The organism is Gordonia caeni (assembly GCF_039537105.1).
In the GTDB taxonomy this organism is placed as follows: domain Bacteria; phylum Actinomycetota; class Actinomycetes; order Mycobacteriales; family Mycobacteriaceae; genus Gordonia; species Gordonia caeni.
Genome location: NZ_BAAAZW010000015.1, coordinates 1 through 18044 on the forward strand (window position 1 = coordinate 1; position 18044 = coordinate 18044).

The window sequence follows — 18044 nt, forward strand, 5'->3', positions numbered from 1 at the left end:
CCGCCACAGCGGCCCCATCAGCGCGCCCCGTCAGAACGAAATCGAAACAGCCCGACATAGCCGCTCAGCTGAGCCGTGCTCCGAACTCCGGCGAGTGGTTCCGCGGCGGGATCGTCGCCTACCACGAGCAGGTGAAGCACCGCCTCTTGCGAGTACCGCCGGGCCCGGTGGTGTCGGAGGCCTCGGCGCGCGCGATGGCGAGCAGCACCGCAGAGTTGCTGGGAGCGGACATGGTGGTCGCGGTGACCGGCGAGGCCGGACCTGAGGGGCAGGAGCAGTCACCGGGAACCGTGTGGTTCGGCGTCTACGACTGCGGCGAGGTCACGGCGGCGCGCCATGAGTTCGACGGTGAACCGGAACTGATCCTTGCGGATACGTTGATCCGCGCGCTCCGGATCTTCGTCGAACACATCTGTGGTGCCGGCCGGTGACCACCCGGCGAGGTCGCGCATTCGGCTCGGCAAGGATTCCGGTCAGGGTTTGAGGACCACTTTGACGTAGCCGTCGGACTTGTCCTGGAATCGGGCGTAGGCGTCCGGGGCATCGGCCAGCGGCAGTTCGTGCGAGGCGAACGAGTCGACCCCCAGGGGATCGTCGTCGGTGAGGAGCGGCATGATCGCATCCGTCCACCGCTTCACGTTGGCTTGGCCCATGCGGATCTGAATCTGCTTGTCGAACAGCCTGAACATGGGCATCGGGTCGGCGGCTCCGCCGTAGACGCCGGAGATCGATACGGTGCCGCCGCGGCGCACCACGTCGAATGCCGTGTGCAGCGCGGCCAGGCGGTCCAGCCCCGCGGTGTTGTTGATCCATCGTCCTACCGGGCCGGGGAGCATGCTCACCGTCTGTTGCAGGAGCTTGGTGGCCGGCGAGCCGTGCGCCTCCATGCCGACCGCGTCGATCACCGAATCCGACCCGCGGCCGTCGGTCTTGTCGGCGATGATGCCGGCGACGTCGGCCTCGGAGGAGACGATCTCGATTCCGCGAGCCTCGGCGCGCGCGAGCCGCTCGGGCACGCGGTCGACACCGAATACGCGGGCCCCGCGATGCGCGGCGATACGGGCCGCCATGTCACCGATCGGGCCGAGCCCCAGGACGGTGACGGAGCCTCCGTCAGGGATGTCGGCGTATTCGACGGCCTGCCACGCGGTCGGCAGCACGTCGGACAGGTACCCGAATCGGCTGTCAGGCGGGCCGTCGGGCACTTTGATGTGCGTGAACTGCGCTTGCGGGATGCGGAGATACTCCGCTTGACCGCCGGGCACCGATCCGTACAGGCTCGAGTACCCGAACAGCGCCGCGCCCGTCCCCTGCGTCCGCACCTGTGTCGTCTCGCACTGCGTGTACAGGGAGAGATCGCACATGTAGCACTTGCCGCAGGAGATCTGGAAGGGCACCACCACCCGGTCGCCGACGTATAGATCGCCAGTGTCCGATCCGACCTCCTCCACGGTCCCCATGGCCTCGTGCCCGAGGATGTCGCCGGGCTGCATGAACGGCGTGAGGACTTCGTAGAGGTGCAGATCGGAGCCGCAGATGTTCGTCGAACTCACGGCGATGACGGCATCGGTGGGCTCTTCGATCCTGGGATCGGGGACGTTCTCCACCTGAACGTCACGTTTGCCCTGCCATGTGACGGCTCGCATCGATGTCTCCTTCGAGTTGCGGGCGATTCCGTCCTGGATGCCCGCGTTCGAAGAAGTTCAAACGTCCTGCGCGGGGTGGAGTGTTTACTGCACTCAACCCTCGACTTCAGGATGATCAGTCGCCCGAGTAGAGGTCGTCCCGGCTCAGCCACTATCCGGCGGCGACGTCTGCCGGGGACGAAGTGCCCCATAGCTCGCCGTAGCGAAGCATCCACGGATCCGAGTTCTGTGTGACCTGCGAATACGAAGAATCACATGGATGTGATTCCGGACTCGAGGTTTGGCAGCGCAGGGACGCGCTTGTGTATTCTGGGAGCAGTCGTTCGTACGCGGGTCGGGACGGGTGCGGTGGAAATGCGTCAACCGGCGCCGTTCCCTACAATGACGTGTGAATCGGGAGACCGGTCCGCTTAGGCGGGGCCTCACGCCGAGGCCCGGGTTCAGTTTGGAGCATCATGGGGTTCAGTCGTTTGCGGGATCGTCGCGCCTTCAGCAAGGCAGTGGCGGTCGGTGCTCTGGTCGTCGCGACTGTCGCGCTCAGTTCTTGCAGCAGCGGGTACAGCGATCAGGTCCGCGCTTCCGGTGAGTTCGCCGACATGGTCAAGCCGGCTATTTCGGTCACCGACAACGGAGGCAAGCCGCTCGACAAGGATGCCGTCGGCGTCCAGCCTGGCCTTCCGATCGTGGTCAACGCCTCTGAAGGGGCACTGACCGGCGTCAACATCGACAAGGCTGACGGCACCCCGGTCAAGGGCGTCCTCAGCGACGACGGTGCCACCTGGACCAGCGACGAGCCGTTCGGCTACGACCGCCGGTACACGGTGCAGGCCGAGGCCGTGGGCGTCGGCGGTAAGACCACCACCACCCAGTCGTTCACCACTCAGGCCCCGAACAACCTGACGCAGGCGTACATCTCCCCGGGCAAGGGCGAGACCGTCGGCATCGCGCAGGCCGTCGGCGTGCGCTTCGATGAGGCCATCCCGAACCGCAAGGCCGCGCAGGACGCCATCACGATCACCAGCACCCCCGAGGTGCAGGGCGCCTTCTACTGGATCAGCCCCAGTGAGGTCCGCTGGCGGCCGGAGCACTTCTGGAAGCCGGGCACCAAGGTGAAGATCGAGGTGAACACCTACGGCATCAACCTGGGCAACGGGCTGTTCGGCGAGCAGAACGTCTCCTCCAACTTCACCGTCGGCCGCGCCATGGAACTGAGCGCCGACGACAACACCAAGACCGTGGTGATCAAGAAGGACGGCGAGGTCATCCGGACCATGCCGACGTCGTTCGGCAAGCCCGGCCACGACACCCCCAACGGGATCTACACCATCGGCGACCGTGTCGATCACATCATCATGGACTCGTCCACCTACGGCGTCCCGACGAGCGCGGCCGAGGGCTACCGGACCCCGGTGGACTGGGCGGTGCAGATGTCCTACAGCGGCATCTATCTGCACGGAGCCCCCTGGTCGATGTGGGCACAGGGCAACACCAACACCAGCCACGGCTGTTTGAATCTGAGTCCTGCAGACGCGCAGTGGCTGGTCCGCAACACGTTGCGGGGTGACCCGGTGACGGTGAAGAACACCGGCGGCGAGACGTTGTCGGGCACCGACGGCCTCGGGGACTGGAACATTCCGTGGTCCACCTGGTCCAAGGGCAACGCGACCAGCAACAGCTGACCCATACCGTACGAGAATCGACCGGCCCCGCACGGGGCCGGTCGATTCCTTTACATCGGTCAATGGTTAGGATCGGCGAGAACCCCTCGAACAAGTTAGATAGGTGGCACCACTCCATGGCCAAACCGTCCTGGGAGACCGAAGAACTGACGGCACTGCGCGACATGGCTCGAGCCTTCTGCGAGAAGGAGATCGCGCCGAACAGCGAGCGTTACCTCGAGCAGCATCACGTCGATCGTGACCTGTGGAACAAGGCCGGCGAACTGGGCCTGCTCTGCATGTCCATTCCGGAGGAATACGGTGGCGGCGGCGGAACCTTCGCCCACGAGGCCGTGCTGATCGAGGAGCAGGCGCGCGTCGTCGACTCGTCGTGGGGCCAGAGCCTGCACAACGGCATCATCGCCCACTACATCCTGGCTTACGGCTCGGAGGAGCAGAAGAAGCACTGGCTGCCCAAGCTCGCCTCGGGCGAAGTGGTCGGCGCCATCGCGATGACCGAGCCGGGCACCGGCTCGGACCTGCAGAGCGTCAAGACCAAGGCCGTCAAAGACGGCGACGACTACGTGATCGACGGCAACAAGACCTTCATCACCAACGGCGGTCAGGCCGACCTGGTGATCACCGTGGTCAAGACCGACACCAGCGCCGGTGCCAAGGGCATCTCGCTGGTGCTGGTCGAGACCGACCGCGAGGGCTTCAGCCGCGGCCGGATCCTGGACAAGGTCGGAATGAAGGGGCAGGACACCGCCGAGCTGAACTACTCCGGTGTGCGCGTGCCGCAGTCGAATCTGCTGGGTGAGGAAGAAGGGCTGGGCTTCATCCAGCTGATGACCCAGTTGCCGCAGGAGCGGCTGATCATCGCCGTGGCCGCGGTGGCCGGCATGGAGATCGCGCTGGAGAAGACGATCGAGTACACCAAGGACCGCACCGCCTTCGGCAAGCCGATCTTCGCTTTCCAGAACACCAAGTTCAAGCTCGCCGAGGTCGCCACCGACGCGCACATCGGCCGGGTGTTCGTCGACGACTGCATCGAGAAGCACCTGCGCGGCGAGCTGGACATCCCGACCGTCGCGATGGCCAAGTACTGGACCACCGACACCGCGATGAAGGCCGCCGACACGTGCCTGCAGCTCTTCGGCGGCTACGGCTACATGAACGAGTACCCGATCGCCCGCCTGTGGGCCGACAACCGGGTGCAGCTGATCTACGGCGGCACCAACGAGATCATGAAGGAGATCATCTCGCGCTCCCTGTGAGTCGCGTCGAGTTCGATTGATCGACCGGGGCCGGCCATCGCGAGATGGCCGGCCCCGGTTTTCGTTCGCTGGCAGCGGAGCACGATGCGCGCGAGTGGGGGACGGTCCGCGGTGTGATGAGCCACACTTGAGGGGCGGCGCCCCTCGGGTGCGAGCCGGGTGAGCGGACGAGAATCGGAGGCATCGTGGGTGCGATCGTGCTGGCGGATGTGCGGACCGACTGCGAATGGCAGGTCATCAACGAGTGGGCGGGCACCAATCACCCCGCCGCCCGGGTGCTGAGGCTGTCGCAGGTCGATTTCGAGCGTCTGCTCCCCGACACCGAGCTGATCCCGGCCCGCGTGGTCTGGCTTCCGCCGATCCGCCGCGGGGAGCGGCGGGTGTCGTTGGCCGACGCGGTGGTGCTGTCCAATCCGCGGCGCCCCCCGGCGTTCCGGCAGCCGCAGATCCGCAAACGTCACCCCGATCGCGTGCGGGTGGTCGCCGGCGCCTCGGCCACCATCGCCGAGCTCTCCGAGCGGTACGAGGTGAAGCAGGCCAAGGGCGAATCGTTCGAAGCCTTCGTCGGCATGCAGGCGGCGCTGGCGGCCGAGCGCGCCGAACTGCAACTCGTCGGCGACCGCTACAAGGTGCCGCGACTGGTGGCCGAGCAGATCAGCTCTTCGGCCCGGTTCCAGGACGCGGTCGCCGCGCTGGCCGAGGAACTGGGCCGCCCGGCCGCCTCGGTGGCCCAGGAGGCCACCGACAAGATGAGCTCGTTCGTGGCCACCCAGAGCCGGCTGATGCGCGACGTCTTCACCTCCACCTTCAGCGGCCTGTACGAGCGGGCGTGGACGGTGTCGGTGGATCTGGACACCCTGGGCCGGCTGCGCACCCTGAACAAGTCCAGCTCGCTGATCTTTCTGCCCTCGCACCGCTCGTACGTCGATTCGCTGGTGCTCTCCGGCGTGCTCCACCAGCACGACTTCCCGCCCAACCTGGTGCTCGGCGGCAACAATCTCGCGTTCTGGCCGATGGGGCCGATCGCCCAGCGGGCGGGCACCATCTTCATCCGCCGCCAGTTCGGCTCGGATCCGGTCTACAAGCTGGCGATGCGCTCGTACCTGACGTTCATCGTAGAGAAGCGGTTCAATCTGGAGTGGTACATCGAGGGCGGACGCAGCCGGACCGGAAAGCTGCGGCCGCCTATGTTGGGCCTGCTGGCCTATGTGGCCGATGCGGTGGAACGGCTCGACGACGCCGACGTGACCGTGGTACCGACGTCGATCGTCTACGACCAACTGCCCGAGATCGCCGCCATGGCACAGGAATCGGCCGGCGGCACCAAACGGCCCGAGGACCTCAAATGGCTGCTGAAGTATGCGCGCGGTCAGCGGGTTCACCGGGGTGAGGCCCGCGTGCGCTTCGGCGAGCCCTTCTCGCTGCGCGAGGCGCTGGCCGAATCAGGGGAGGGCCGGGTCCGTCTGGAGAAGGTCGCTTTCAAGGTGATGGACGAGATCAACGCCGCCACACCGATTTCGGCGACCTCCCTGGCAGGTTTCGCGCTGCTGGGCGCCGCCGACCGCGCCTACACCGCGGCTGAGATCGAGGCGATCCTGGCGCCGCTGCTGACCTACATCACCGAGCGCGGCCTGCCCGGCCCGGACCCGGCTCTGTGTCGCGGCCTCGGACTGCTCAACACGCTGTCGGAGCTGACCGACGCCGGTGTGCTGGAGATCTTCGCCGGCGGACCCGAGGACGTGTGGTCGATCGCGCCGGAAAACCACGCGGTGGCCGCCTACTACCGCAACGGGGCCCTGCACCACTTCGTGGACCGCGCGATCGTCGAACTGGGCATGGTGGCCGTGGCCGAAGGCGCGGTGCAGGCGGCCGACAACGGGGACGGCCCGGAGCCCGGGGCGCTGCTCGCGGTGTCCCAGCAGGAGGCCCTGCGCATCCGCGATCTGCTGAAGTTCGAGTTCTTCTTCCCGGCGAAGGAAGAGTTCCTGCACCGCCTGGGCGCAGAGCTCGATCTGATCACGCGGGAATGGCGGACCGTCGAACCGACGCAGGAGTGGGTGCACGCGGCACTGCTGGCCAGTGCCGGCCAGCTCTTCGCCCGCCGCACCCTGCAGACCTTCTTCGACGCGCAACTGGTGGTGGCCCAGCAGCTGACCACGCTCGGCGGCGAGCCGCTGGACAAGGAAACGGTACTGATGGACTGTCTCGGACTGGGCCGGCAACTGACCTTGCAGGGGATCATCGCGAGCAAGGACTCGGTGTCCAAGGATCTGTACGACGGCGCCTACCGACTCGCGGAGAACCGCGGCGCCATCGGCGACGGCCCGGCCGACGAACAGGACCGTGCGCGCCGGGAGTGGCTCGCCGAGGTCGAGGACATGCGCCGTCGCCTGTCGGTGATCGCGGCCATCGAAGCCGAACAGGCCTCGGCCGAACGCGTGGAGGCCGAGCTGTGAGCGCGCTGGCGGACCGGCTCCGCGAGATCCGCTCGGCACCCGCCGGCGACAAGGTGTGTGCCTTCTTCGACTACGACGGCACGCTGATCGACGGGTTCTCGGCCGCCGACATCCTGCGGGCCCGGGTCCGCAGCCTGGACTTCACGGCGGGGGAGCTGGTCGACGGCCTGATGATCGGGCTGCGCGGCTGCTATTCCGAGCAGGATTACGCCGAAGTCCTCAAGGCCACGCGCCCGGCGTTCGCCGGCAAGACCTACGACGAGCTCCTCTACATGGGTGAGCAGCTGTTCAAGAACGTGACGGCGGAGAAGCTGCGCCCACAGATGTGGCAGATCATCCGGGCGCACCGGGCGCGCGGACACCGCATCGTCATCGCGTCGTCGGCCACCCGGTTCCAGATCGAGCCGATCGCCAAGGAGATCGGCGCCGACCGCGCGTTGGCGACCGATGTCGAGGTGGTGGACGGGATCGTGACCGGCCGGGTGCTGGGCCGGCCGCTGTGGGGGCCTGGGAAGGCCGCGGCGGTGCGCAGACTGGCCCGGGAGTGGGATCTGGATCTGGATGCGTCCTTCGCCTACAGCGACGGCAACGAGGACGTGCCCTATCTGGAGTCCGTCGGGCACCCCGCCGCAGTGTCCCCGCAGCAGGGGCTGCGCGGCGTCGCCGAGGCCAAGGGTTGGCCGATCCTGGACCTGCGCAATCCGACGTACAACAAGCTGGGCATGCTGCTGCGGACCGGCGCCTTCTACGGCACCTTCCTGGGTGGGGCGGCCGTCGGGTTCGGCAAGTCGCTGCTGTCCGACGACAGCACGGCGGTGATGCAGTCGTCGATCACGTCCGGCCTGGACGTGGGGCTCACCCTGGCCGGCGTCGACGTCGACGTCCTCTCCGGTCAGGAGTACCTGACCTCGGCACGCCCCTGCGTGTTCGTCTTCAATCACCAGTCCAAGCTGGACCTGCCGGTGATGATCCATCTGATCCGTCACGACGCGACCGGAGTGGCGAAGAAGGAGGTGGGCCAGCTGCCGCTGTTCGGGCAGATCCTCGACTCCGGCGGAGTGGTGTTCATCGACCGCGCCGACGCCGGAAAGGCCATCGAACAGCTGGATCCGGTGGTCCGCAAGATCCAGGACGAGGACTTCTCCCTGGTGGTGGCGCCGGAGGGCACCCGGTCGGCCACACCGAGGATCGGGGCGTTCAAGAAGGGCGCGTTCCACATCGCGATGCAGGCCGGCGTCCCCGTGGTGCCGGTGGTACTGCGCAACGCCGGCGAGGTGATGTGGCGCGGCTCCCAGCTGATCAAGCCCGGCACCGTGGAAGTCCGGGTGCTGCCGCCGGTCGACACCTCGCAGTGGCGGCCGGAGACCGTCGGCGAGCACGCCGAACAGGTCCGTCAGATGTTCCTCGATGCGCTGGCGGACTGGCCGGTGACCGCTTTCGACGACGGCCGGATGACCCGCACCATGCGGGCCTTCGAGTGGCAGGAGTCCGCCGATGACCAGTGAAGACCGCCCCATCGATTGGGGCACCGAGTCGCGGCTGAGCCCGGTGGACACCGTGATGTGGCGCGGGGACACCGACCGGAACCTGCGCTCCACCATCAGCATGCTGGAGGTCTACGACTGCACTCCCGATTGGGACCGGCTGGTCGCCGCGCACGAGTGGGGCAGCCGGATGGCGCCGCGGTTCCGGCAGCGGGTGGTCGAGGCGCCACTGGCGGCCGGTGCGCCGAGCTGGGCGGTCGATCCCGACTTCGATCTGCACTATCACCTGCGGCGCATCCGTATCGGTGGTGACGGCTCGATGCGCGAGTTGCTGGAGACCTGCGAGCAACTGGCGATGACACCGCTCGATCCGCGGCGCCCGCCGTGGGAGGGCTATCTGATCGAGGGGCTGCCCGACGGCACCGCGGCGTACTTCCTCAAGGCTCACCACGCCTTGACCGACGGACTGGGGGCGATCATCGCCCTGGCCCAGCTGCACTCGACCAGCCGGGACCCCATCCCGGACAAACCGCAGCCGCCCGCGCCGGAGGTCGACGAGCCGTCCGCGCTGGACGTCCTCGGGCGTCAGCTCGCCGAAGAGGTGGAACGGGTCCCGCTGCTGGCGTCGAAGGCGCTCGAAGGGGTGCTGGCCCTGCGTAACCCGAAACGCGCGCTGAGCAAGGTGCTGCGTTACGGACGCTCGGTGCCGCGGGTGGCCGGCCTGGTCAGCCCGCCGGGCTCGCCACTCCTGGCCGGCCGCAGCGGCTCGTGGCGGTTCACCGCGTTCGAGGTGCCGTTCGTGAGTCTGAAGGCGGCCGCGACCGCCACCAAGGCATCGGTCAACGACGTCTACCTCGGCGGGTTGATCGGCGGCTTCCGCAAGTACCACGAGCGGCTGGACACCATGGTCGACGCCATCCCGGTGGCGATCCCGATCTCGGTGCGCAAACCGGACGATCCGGCCGGCGGCAATCGGATCGCGGTGGGCCGGCTGGCCGGACCGGTCGGTATCGACGACCCTTTCGAGCGGGTGCTGACCGTCCGCGAGCAGGTGCGGGCCGCACGCAACGAACCCGCCGTCGACGTCTTCAACACCGCCGGGCCGGTGCTGGCCTGGATGCCCGGGCAGCTGCTGGCGCAGTTCAGCGGCACCACCTCCGGGAACGACCTGCAGGCCAGCAACGTGCCCGGCATTCCGTGGGAGACCTTTGTCGCCGGCGCCAGGGTGGAGCGCATGTACCCGTTCGGTCCGTTGCCCGGCTGCGGGGTGATGGCGACGATGATCACCCACAACGGTGTCGCGTGCCTGGGCCTGAACTCCGACGCCGCCGCGATCGCCGACCCCGAACTGTTCGCCGAATGCCTGGTGGAAGGGTTCAACGAGGTGATCGACCTCGCCGCCGATCACGACGACGAGGAGGCCGCCGAGCTGCCGCGGATGACGCGCGTGATCTGACCCCGCCCCCGGCACGGCAGGCCGGATCCGATCAGGGGTTCGCGTAGGCGGCGAGGAACTCGGTGAGCATCCGGGCGGTGACCGGGCGCGGCAGCGTCTCGATGGCCGCGATGATCGACGGCAGGTCCAGGGCAGCCGCGGCACCCGAGGGGTCGGTGTGCGGATCGATGCCCGCCCCCGACAGCGCCTGCTCGACGGCCTCGGAGGGCAACCCGAGCACATCGTCCACCGTCACCGAGCCGTCGGCGAAGGCACCGGCGAGAGCGGCCAGGGCTTCGGGAGCCGCCGCCGGAGGCAGTCCGCGAGCCGCCTCGGCGCCGGTGCGCAGCGCCTCGATCAGCTGGTCGATCACCGCCGCGGTCACCGGGGTGACGGTGAAGTGCGTGCTCGCCGGGAGGACGGTGCCGTCGGACTGGGTGTAGCGGGGCTGCGCCTGCAGGGTGAAGCCCTGCGCGGCGACGGCCTCGGCCCAGCGGTGCGGATCGATCGGGGCGGCGGCGGATTGATCGGCCACGACGGCGAAGACCGGTCCGGCCGGTGCGCCGATCACTCGCAGGCCGTCGATCCGGGACACCGCCGCGCGCAGCCGGGCCTCGCTGTCGGCGACCTTGCCGACCAGGTCGGCGTAGCCGTCGGGACCGAGATACTCGGTGATCGCCCATGCCGCGGCGAGGCCGGCGGCCGACCGGGAGCCCAGCAGGGTCGGATTCACGATCGGGTAGCCCGGCCAGTCGGTGGTGGCGAAGAAGCCGGCGCGATGCCGGTCGCGGTCGGCGTGCAGAATCACCGAGGCCCCCTTGGGGGCGTACCCGTACTTGTGCAGGTCGGCGGAGATGCTGGTGACGCCGGGGACGCGGAAGTCCCAGGCGGGCAGCGGTTCCGGCCACCAGGCCAGGGCGAAGCCGCCCAGGCAGGCGTCGACGTGGAGCGGAAGACCCCGTTCCAGAGCGAGGGCGCCCAGGGCGGCGATCGGGTCGATGGCGCCGGTGGGGTAGTTGGGCGCCGAGGCGATCAGGAGGAAGACCTCATCGTCGATCGCGGCCGCCATCGAGGACGCCGAGACCTGGGTGGTCACGGGATCGACGGGCACCCGGATTGCGCGGACGCCGAGCAGTCGTGCGGCCTTGTCGAAGGCGGCGTGGGCGGTCGAGGGGAGCACGATGGCTCCGCGGCCGGGCGGCAGAGCTGCGCGGTCCCGGGCTGCCTTCACTGCTAGAATGCAGCTCTCGGTGCCACCGGAGGTGACCGATCCGACCGCTTCTGGGTCGTGGAAGGCGTTGCGGGAGAAGGTGATCAGGTCGCGTTCCATGGTGGCGACCGAACCGAAGACGGTCGGGTCCAGGCCGTTGACGGGCTGCACCAGGGCGGCCGCGTGGCCGGCGAGCTCGTCGAGTTCGGCCAGACCGGAGTCGTACACGTACGACAACACGTGCCCGCCGTGCGTCGGCGCATCGGTGGCACGTCGTCGGGAGAGTTCGGCCAGCACGTCGCCGGTCGATCGGTGAGGGCTCATTTCGCTTGCTCCTGTCGGCGGTAGAGGGACAGCACCGCGAGGCTGACGGCGATCAGGCCGGCAGGCAACAGCGAGAAGCCGGCCGAGATCCCGACCAGCGCGCTCTGTGGCTGGTCGGCCACCTCGCCTGAAGTGGAGGAGACGAAGCCGCTCCCGGCGAGCACCAGCAGGTACACCCCGGGACCGGCTGCCAGCCCGAGGGTTTCGCCGGCGGTCCACAGTCCCGACAGGGCCCCGCCCTGGTCGCGGCCCACGTGCGCCGACTGCTCGTCGATCACGTCCGGGAGCATGGCGAGCGGGAAGATCTGCATGCCCGCATACCCGATGCCGCACGCGGCGACCGGAACGAAGACCCAGGTTCCGGGGGTCGCGATCGCCAGTGCCAGAGACAGGGAGGCGGTGAGGAACAGCACGCTTGCGATCACCAGCGAACGCTGCTTGCCGAAACGTCGTCCCACCCGCCGCCACAGCGGCATCGTCAGCAGCGCCGGCCCGACGAGTGAGACGAACAACGGGGTGAGCGCGGCATCGTCGTCGAGCACGTAGGTCGCCAGGTACTGGGCTCCGGCCAGCATCACGGCGGTGGCCAATGCCTGAATCACGTAGACCGACAGCAGAATCCGGAAGTGCCAGTTGTTCTTCAGTGCCTGGTAGCCGTCCCGCGGGTGGTGGGTCACCACTGGAAGGGCCGGGTCGGGAACGCGGGCGGCGGCGCGGCCGGGCACCAGGATCGCGATCGCCATGCCCACTCCGATCGGCACGGCGGTGGCGGTGGCCATCGTCGCGTAGCCGACCGCGCCGCCGCCGAGCGCATCACGGATCGCCGGTGCGCCAGCGCCGACCACCAGAATCGTCATGGCGAGCACGGCGACTCGCGTGGAGATCAGTTCGGTCCGAGCGTGATAGTCGGGGGTCAACTCGGCGGGCAGCGCGATGTAGGGCACCTGGAAGCAGCCGTAGGCGACTGCGGCGAGCGAGTAGAAGACCAGCACCCACAGCGCGGCGAATCCGGGCGTGATGCCCGGGGGTGCACAGAAAGTCAGGACGAACAGGGGAACGATGGCCACTGCGCCCAGGCTCATCAGCTGTGTTCGTCGCCCGGTGAGGCCGGCGTCGCGGTCGCTGCGGATACCGATCAGCGGATTGATCAAGACGTCGATGGCCTTCGGGATCACCACGACCACCGCGGCGAGCAGCGCCCCCACGCCGAGCGAATCGGTCAGATAGTAGGCGAGCACCAGGCCGGGCAGCACGGCGAAGGCGCCGGTGCCGACGCTGCCAGCGGCGTACCCGAGGGAGATCTTCCGCGACACCACAGGTGTCACCGGCCGTAGGCTTCGGTGCGCTCCCACATGCGGGTCTTGGCTGCGGCGGCCCGGTACATGTCGGCCACCAGCGCGTCGCCGTCACTGCCGGCCGCCAGCCGCAGACTCTGGATCCAGTCGGGGATCATCCCGTAGTGGGCGGTGCCGTCTGTATTGACGTCAAAGGTGCGAGTGCCCGAGACCTGACGGTGCATCAGGGTGCCGTCCTCGGCGCGGAACGGGTAGCGCACCGGATTCTGCTTGGCGCCCGGGCGCGGGGGCGCCTGCTTGCCGAGGCCGTTCATGTCCGCGCCGTAGGCGAGGCCGACCGCGGCGCCGTCGGCGGCCCCGCGGACCTTGCGCCATTCGTCGACGAAGGACTCGCTGTGCTTGTCGCCGGGTACCGGCTCGGCCCCGCTCGCGTACAGGCCGACCGCGCCGCCGAGTCCGAGGATGCGCCGGTAGTTGGTGGGATCGGTCCACGAATGCGAAGACGTCACTCCCGGGTACTCACGGGCGGTGGCGATGTCCAGCACCCGGGACGCCGACTTCACCGACAGGTGGTCGATGTCGATGACCATGCGGCGCTTGATCGCCGCGTCCACCGCGTACGCGCCCAGCGAGGTCAGACCGCGCGCATTGCAGCGGCCGGGCGCGTCGAACGGTGCCTGGTGGTCGCGCTGCTTGCTGCGGCAGGGCTCGGTCTTCCAGGGTTGACCGGTGGCGATCAGTTGCCCGGTCTGTACCGCGAGCCCGGTGAAGTCGCTGTCGATGTGAGCGCCGCCGAGGGCGTTGTCGAACTTGTGCGTCAGGATCATCTGCCGCACGCCCATCCGCTGGAGTTCGTCCATTCCGCGATCGATGTCGGCGCGGTTGCACTGCGGGACGTCGTTGATCATCCCGCAGCCGAAGGGCTCGGAGATCTCGATGCCGAGCGAGACGGCGAGCTTGCCCGAGGCGATCACCGACCGCGCCTCGGCGGCGCTGGTGACGATCTTCAGGAAGCCCTTACCGGGGCCGCCTGCCTGGGCGTCGATGTACTCCTGGAACTTGATCATGCGGCGGTGCTGGATCCGGACCGACTCCATCTCGTCGCAGGGTTCGTCGCCCAGCGGGTAGAGCTCGCAGAGGATCCGGTTCTGCACGTAGTAGTTGTTGATCAACCGGACGCCGCCGCGCCAGGCGCGCTCGATCCAGCGGTAGTAGTTCTGTTCGTGGGTCAGCGAGTACCACTGCGGCCAGCCCTCGAACGTGGGCCACCCGTCGGCGCTGTGCGGTCCCGGCTCGGACAGGATGTGTTCGCTCAGCGCGGGCCAGCCGTCACGCCCGTGGTCGGGGCAGTCCTTCAGTGCGACGGTGATGCCCAAGGGGCTGAACGGTTTTCCGCAATGCAGGCCTCCGCCGAGGAATTGCTCTGCCATCAGATGGGCGTGCCCGTCGACGAAGCCTTGCAGCTTTCCGTCGGCGCCGACGCCCGAGGTCGCCGGGCCGTCGACGTTCAGCTGGGCTTCGGGGAAGGCGCGGCACCCCTGCGCGGGAGTCAGGGCGACGGTGCGCACGGTCCCGCGATGCGTGACGGAGGTGAGCCGGTATCGGTCGCCGTCGTGGCGGACCGACCAGATCGCGTCGTTGGAGACGCCCTTGCGGGCGACGGCGCTGCCGCCGTCGGCGGTGAGCACCCGGCCGGACGTGTCGGAGAACAGGAACTGTCCGAGGGCCGCGGCCTTGGCGTAGTAGCGCCCGGTGGGAATCTTGGCGCCCTCCAGGCGATAGCAGTTGCCGGCCAACTCGTAGGCCGGGGTGCCGGCGGGTTCGGCGGTCGCCGGCGGCATCGCTACGGCGAGGAAGCCCGCCAAGATGGCGGTGATGGCTACGGCGGCAGCGCGCAGCACGAGGGATGACCCCCGAAATCGGTCCATGCTGCAGGAGCCTAGTAGAACCTGTTACAGGTGTGGAGGGTATTTGGCGCACGCTGAGCAGGAATCCTCGGTAGCCTGCGGGCGTGACCGCGAACATGGAGGACCGGCTGGCGGCACTGGAGGCCGTCGAACAGATCAAGGCGCTCAAACACCGCTACTGGCGCGCCTGCGACGGCAAGGATCCGGAGACCTTCGCCGACTGCTTCATCCCGCACGGAGCAGCGATCGACTACGGCCGACTGGGCCGCTTCGACGACGCTGCGCCCATGGTGGAGATCTTCCGTCGCTACGGCTGCGCCCGAATCGACGGCAGGTACGCGGTTCTGGACATGCACCACGGCACTCATCCGGACATCGAGATCACCGGCCCGGGAACTGCGCGCGGCCGCTGGTCGCTGCAGTTCCGGCAACTCAACACTGTGACGCGCACCGAGACGCTGGCGGTCGGGGAGTACGACGACGAATACGTCCGCGGCGACGACGGTCGCTGGCGGATGTCGGTGTGCCGGTTCACCGAATCGTGGTCGCACACCCGCCCCCTCGCCGACGACGAAGTGATCACCGAGGGCGTGCTGGACGGCTGAGGCCGACGCCTGGAACAAAACGGACCGCGGTACGGTTACAGGCAGTATGAAGAACATCGGATTCCTGTCATTCGGACACTGGTCGGAGGGGCGAGGCTCGCACACCCGCACCGCCGCCGACACCCTGCATCAGTCGATCGACCTCGCGGTCGCCGCCGAGGAGATCGGCGTCGACGGCGCCTACTTCCGCGTGCACCACTTCGCACGACAACTCGCCTCACCGTTCCCGCTGCTGGCGGCCATCGGCGCGAAGACCTCGCGCATCGAGATCGGCACCGGCGTGATCGACATGCGCTACGAGAACCCGCTGTACATGGCCGAGGACGCCGGCGCCGCCGATCTGATCTCCGGCGGACGGCTGCAGCTGGGCATATCGCGGGGATCGCCCGAGCAGGTGGTCGACGGGTACCGCTATTTCGGGTACGAGCCCGCCGCGGGACAGACCGACGCGGACCTGGCCCGTGCGCACACGGCCGACTTCCTCACTGTGCTCGGCGGTGACGGATTCGCCGCGCCCAACCCGCAGCCGATGTTCCCGAATCCGCCGGGCCTGCTGCGGGTGGAGCCCCATTCGCCGGGGCTGCGCGAGCGGATCTGGTGGGGATCGGGCACCCGCGCGACGGCGGAGTGGACCGCGCAGCAGGGGATGAACCTGATGAGCTCGACGCTGCTGACCGAGGACACCGGCGTGCCCTTCCATCAGCTGCAGGCCGAGCAGATCCATCAGTTCCGCGAGGAGTGGGCCAAGCATGACTGGGGCTTCGAGCCGCGGGTGTCGGTGAGCCGCAGCATCTTTGCGCTGGTCGACGATCGTGACCGTGCCTATTTCGGTTTCCGCGGCGACGACCGGGACCAGGTCGGATACATCGACGGGGGCATCGCCCGGTTCGGGAAGTCGTACGCCGCCGAGCCGGACCAGCTCGTCGAGCAGTTACGGGAGGACGAGGCGATCGCCGCTGCCGACACCCTCCTCCTGACGGTGCCCAACCAACTCGGTGTCGACTACAACGTCCACGTGCTCGAGTCGCTGCTGACTCACGTGGCGCCCGCGCTCGGCTGGCGGTGAGAGCGGCGAGTCACGACGACTGACGGCGCCGATCGGCCGCGGCCTCCACATCCATCTGCTTCTCGTGGGTCCGCCATTGCTGATAGTCGGGGTCGTCCGCGAAGTGCTCGTCGATCTCCGCCTGGGTCGCACGGAGCTTCGGGTCGAACTTCAGATACGCCCGGGTCTCGCGTGCCACCAGGCCCGACAGGATCAGGATTCCGATGAGGTTCGGGATCACCATGAAGCCGTTCATGATGTCGGCAAAGGTCCACACCGTCGCCAGCGGAATCGTCGCGCCGACGAAGGCCATCACCACCCAGACCAGGCGGAAGGGCAGGATTGCCCTGGTGCCGACCGCCCGCTCGATCGCGCGTTCGCCGTAGTACGACCAGCCCCACAGCGTGGTGAGCGCGAAGAGCAGCAGGCAGAGCGCGACGACGTAGCCGCCGATGTTGCCCGGCAGGCCCTCGTTGAACGCTGCGGACGTCAGACGGACGCCGGTGAGAGCTTCGCCCGCGGCATCGGTCTGGGTGTACGCACCGGACACCACGATCACCAGCGCGGTGAGTGTCACCAGGATGATGGTGTCGATGAAGGTCTGGGTCATCGACACCAGGCCCTGGCGAACCGGGTGGCTGGTCTGTGCGGCGCCGGCGGCGATGGCCGCCGAGCCCATGCCGGACTCGTTGGAGAACAGGCCGCGTGCGAGGCCGAACTGGATCGCCGCGATCACCGCTGCGCCGGTGAAGCCGCCGGCGGCCGCACTGCCGGTGAAGGCGTCGGTGAAAATGGCCCCGATGGCATCCGGAATCTGGTCGACGAAGGCGGCGAGCACCCATACCTGGGCGACGATGAAGATGATGATCATGATCGGCACCACCCGCGCGGCGGCGCTGCTGATGCTCTTGATACCGCCGACCAGCACCACCAGCGTGATGATCGCGACGAGGGCGCCGGTGAACCAGTCCGGGATGGAGAAGGTGTCGTTCATCGCCTCCGACATCGAATTGGCCTGCACCATGTTGCCGATGCCGAAGCTCGCGATGATGGTGAAGATGGTGAACGCCCAGGCGAGGACCACGCCGAGCGGGCTGAGGAACCGCCCCCTGAGGCCCTTGGTGAGGTAGTACTGCGGACCGCCGTTCCGGTTGCCGTTGCCGTCGACCTCACGGAACCGCACCGCGAGCATCGACTCGCTGTACTTGAGTGCCATGCCGAAGATGCCACTCATCCACATCCAGAAGATGGCACCCGGACCGCCCAGCGAGATCGCGGTCGCGACGCCGGCGATGTTGCCGGTGCCGATGGTCGCGGCCATCGCGGTGGCGAGAGCACGGTACTGGCTGACGTCGCCGCTGGCGCCCTCGTCCTGCCGCCGGATCAAACCGAGATTGAGAGCAGCAGCGGTACGCGTGAACTGGAGGCCCCCCAGCCGCACCGTCATGTACACGCCGGTGCCGAGCAGTAGCGGAATGAGGACGTACGGGCCCCAGACGACCCCTGCTATCGAATCGAGAATCTCGTTGAATCGATCCACTGCCTGACCCTTCTCCGGTGTCCAGGACACCCAACGCTGGTGGATTCGGCCGCTGCCGAATGCGTGCTCCCGGAATCGTAATGGTCGTCACCCCGGAGGGAAACAGAACGCGGGCCGGATAACCCAGCTGTAACACGACTACTTCACACCGGAGGGGATCCT

Annotated in this window: 13 protein-coding genes; 8 read left to right on the forward strand and 5 right to left on the reverse strand. The window is 68.1% G+C overall.

Going from position 1 to position 18044, the window contains the following annotated elements:
- Window positions 1-431 (forward strand): CinA family protein (locus tag ABD732_RS17895; RefSeq protein ID WP_344786036.1); only part of this gene is annotated, 431 nt, incomplete at its 5' end.
- A gap of 42 nt (window positions 432-473) precedes the next feature.
- Here ABD732_RS17895 and ABD732_RS17900 read toward each other — a convergent pair.
- A complete protein-coding gene (locus ABD732_RS17900; protein WP_344786038.1) occupies window positions 474-1646 on the reverse strand; it encodes an alcohol dehydrogenase catalytic domain-containing protein in 1173 nt (390 codons plus the stop codon).
- A gap of 455 nt (window positions 1647-2101) precedes the next feature.
- On the opposite strand from ABD732_RS17900, the gene ABD732_RS17905 reads away from it, so the two are divergent.
- The 5 genes from ABD732_RS17905 (at window position 2102) to ABD732_RS17925 (ending at window position 9977) form a co-directional block, all read left to right on the forward strand.
- Window positions 2102-3325, forward strand: coding sequence for a L,D-transpeptidase (locus ABD732_RS17905; RefSeq protein ID WP_344786040.1), 1224 nt, complete (start codon window positions 2102-2104; stop codon window positions 3323-3325).
- 116 nt (window positions 3326-3441) lie between these two features.
- Window positions 3442-4581, forward strand: a complete 1140-nt coding sequence (locus tag ABD732_RS17910) for an acyl-CoA dehydrogenase family protein (RefSeq protein WP_344786042.1) — start codon at window positions 3442-3444, stop codon at window positions 4579-4581.
- Window positions 4582-4766: 185 nt separating this feature from the next.
- Window positions 4767-7037: a glycerol-3-phosphate 1-O-acyltransferase gene (locus ABD732_RS17915; protein ID WP_344786044.1), complete on the forward strand. Its 2271-nt coding sequence runs from the start codon at window positions 4767-4769 to the stop codon at window positions 7035-7037.
- Entirely contained in the window at window positions 7034-8542 is a 1509-nt protein-coding gene (locus ABD732_RS17920) for an HAD-IB family hydrolase (RefSeq protein WP_344786046.1), read from the forward strand. Before ABD732_RS17915 ends, ABD732_RS17920 begins: the two co-directional genes overlap by 4 nt.
- On the forward strand, window positions 8532-9977 hold the full coding sequence (locus ABD732_RS17925) for a wax ester/triacylglycerol synthase domain-containing protein (RefSeq protein WP_344786048.1): 1446 nt from the start codon (window positions 8532-8534) through the stop codon (window positions 9975-9977). Before ABD732_RS17920 ends, ABD732_RS17925 begins: the two co-directional genes overlap by 11 nt.
- 31 nt (window positions 9978-10008) lie before the next feature.
- Here the strand turns inward: ABD732_RS17925 and ABD732_RS17930 are convergent, their stop codons facing one another.
- The 3 genes from ABD732_RS17930 to ABD732_RS17940 are packed head-to-tail and all read right to left on the reverse strand — an operon-like array spanning window position 10009 to window position 14713.
- Window positions 10009-11490 carry a pyridoxal phosphate-dependent decarboxylase family protein gene (locus ABD732_RS17930; RefSeq protein ID WP_344786050.1) on the reverse strand — a complete coding sequence of 494 codons (1482 nt, stop codon included), beginning with the start codon at window positions 11488-11490 and terminating at the stop codon, window positions 10009-10011.
- Entirely contained in the window at window positions 11487-12815 is a 1329-nt protein-coding gene (locus ABD732_RS17935; RefSeq protein ID WP_344786052.1) for an MFS transporter, read from the reverse strand. Before ABD732_RS17935 ends, ABD732_RS17930 begins: the two co-directional genes overlap by 4 nt.
- On the reverse strand, window positions 12812-14713 hold the full coding sequence (locus ABD732_RS17940) for a sphingolipid ceramide N-deacylase (RefSeq protein ID WP_344786054.1): 1902 nt from the start codon (window positions 14711-14713) through the stop codon (window positions 12812-12814). The genes ABD732_RS17935 and ABD732_RS17940 overlap by 4 nt, the downstream gene beginning before the upstream one ends.
- Before the next feature lie 95 nt (window positions 14714-14808).
- Here ABD732_RS17940 and ABD732_RS17945 point away from each other — a divergent pair, with 95 nt between their 5' ends.
- Together ABD732_RS17945 and ABD732_RS17950 are read left to right on the forward strand one after the other, a co-directional pair.
- Window positions 14809-15297, forward strand: coding sequence for a nuclear transport factor 2 family protein (locus tag ABD732_RS17945; RefSeq protein ID WP_344786111.1), 489 nt, complete (start codon window positions 14809-14811; stop codon window positions 15295-15297).
- Between the two features lie 46 nt (window positions 15298-15343).
- Window positions 15344-16363 (forward strand): LLM class flavin-dependent oxidoreductase, encoded by a 1020-nt coding sequence (locus ABD732_RS17950; protein WP_344786056.1) that lies wholly within the window; start codon window positions 15344-15346, stop codon window positions 16361-16363.
- A 10-nt stretch (window positions 16364-16373) separates the two neighbouring features.
- Here ABD732_RS17950 and ABD732_RS17955 read toward each other — a convergent pair whose 3' ends face one another.
- Complete coding sequence (locus ABD732_RS17955) at window positions 16374-17882, reverse strand: alanine/glycine:cation symporter family protein (protein WP_344786059.1); 1509 nt, start codon at window positions 17880-17882, stop codon at window positions 16374-16376.
- Window positions 17883-18044: the final 162 nt, after the last annotated feature.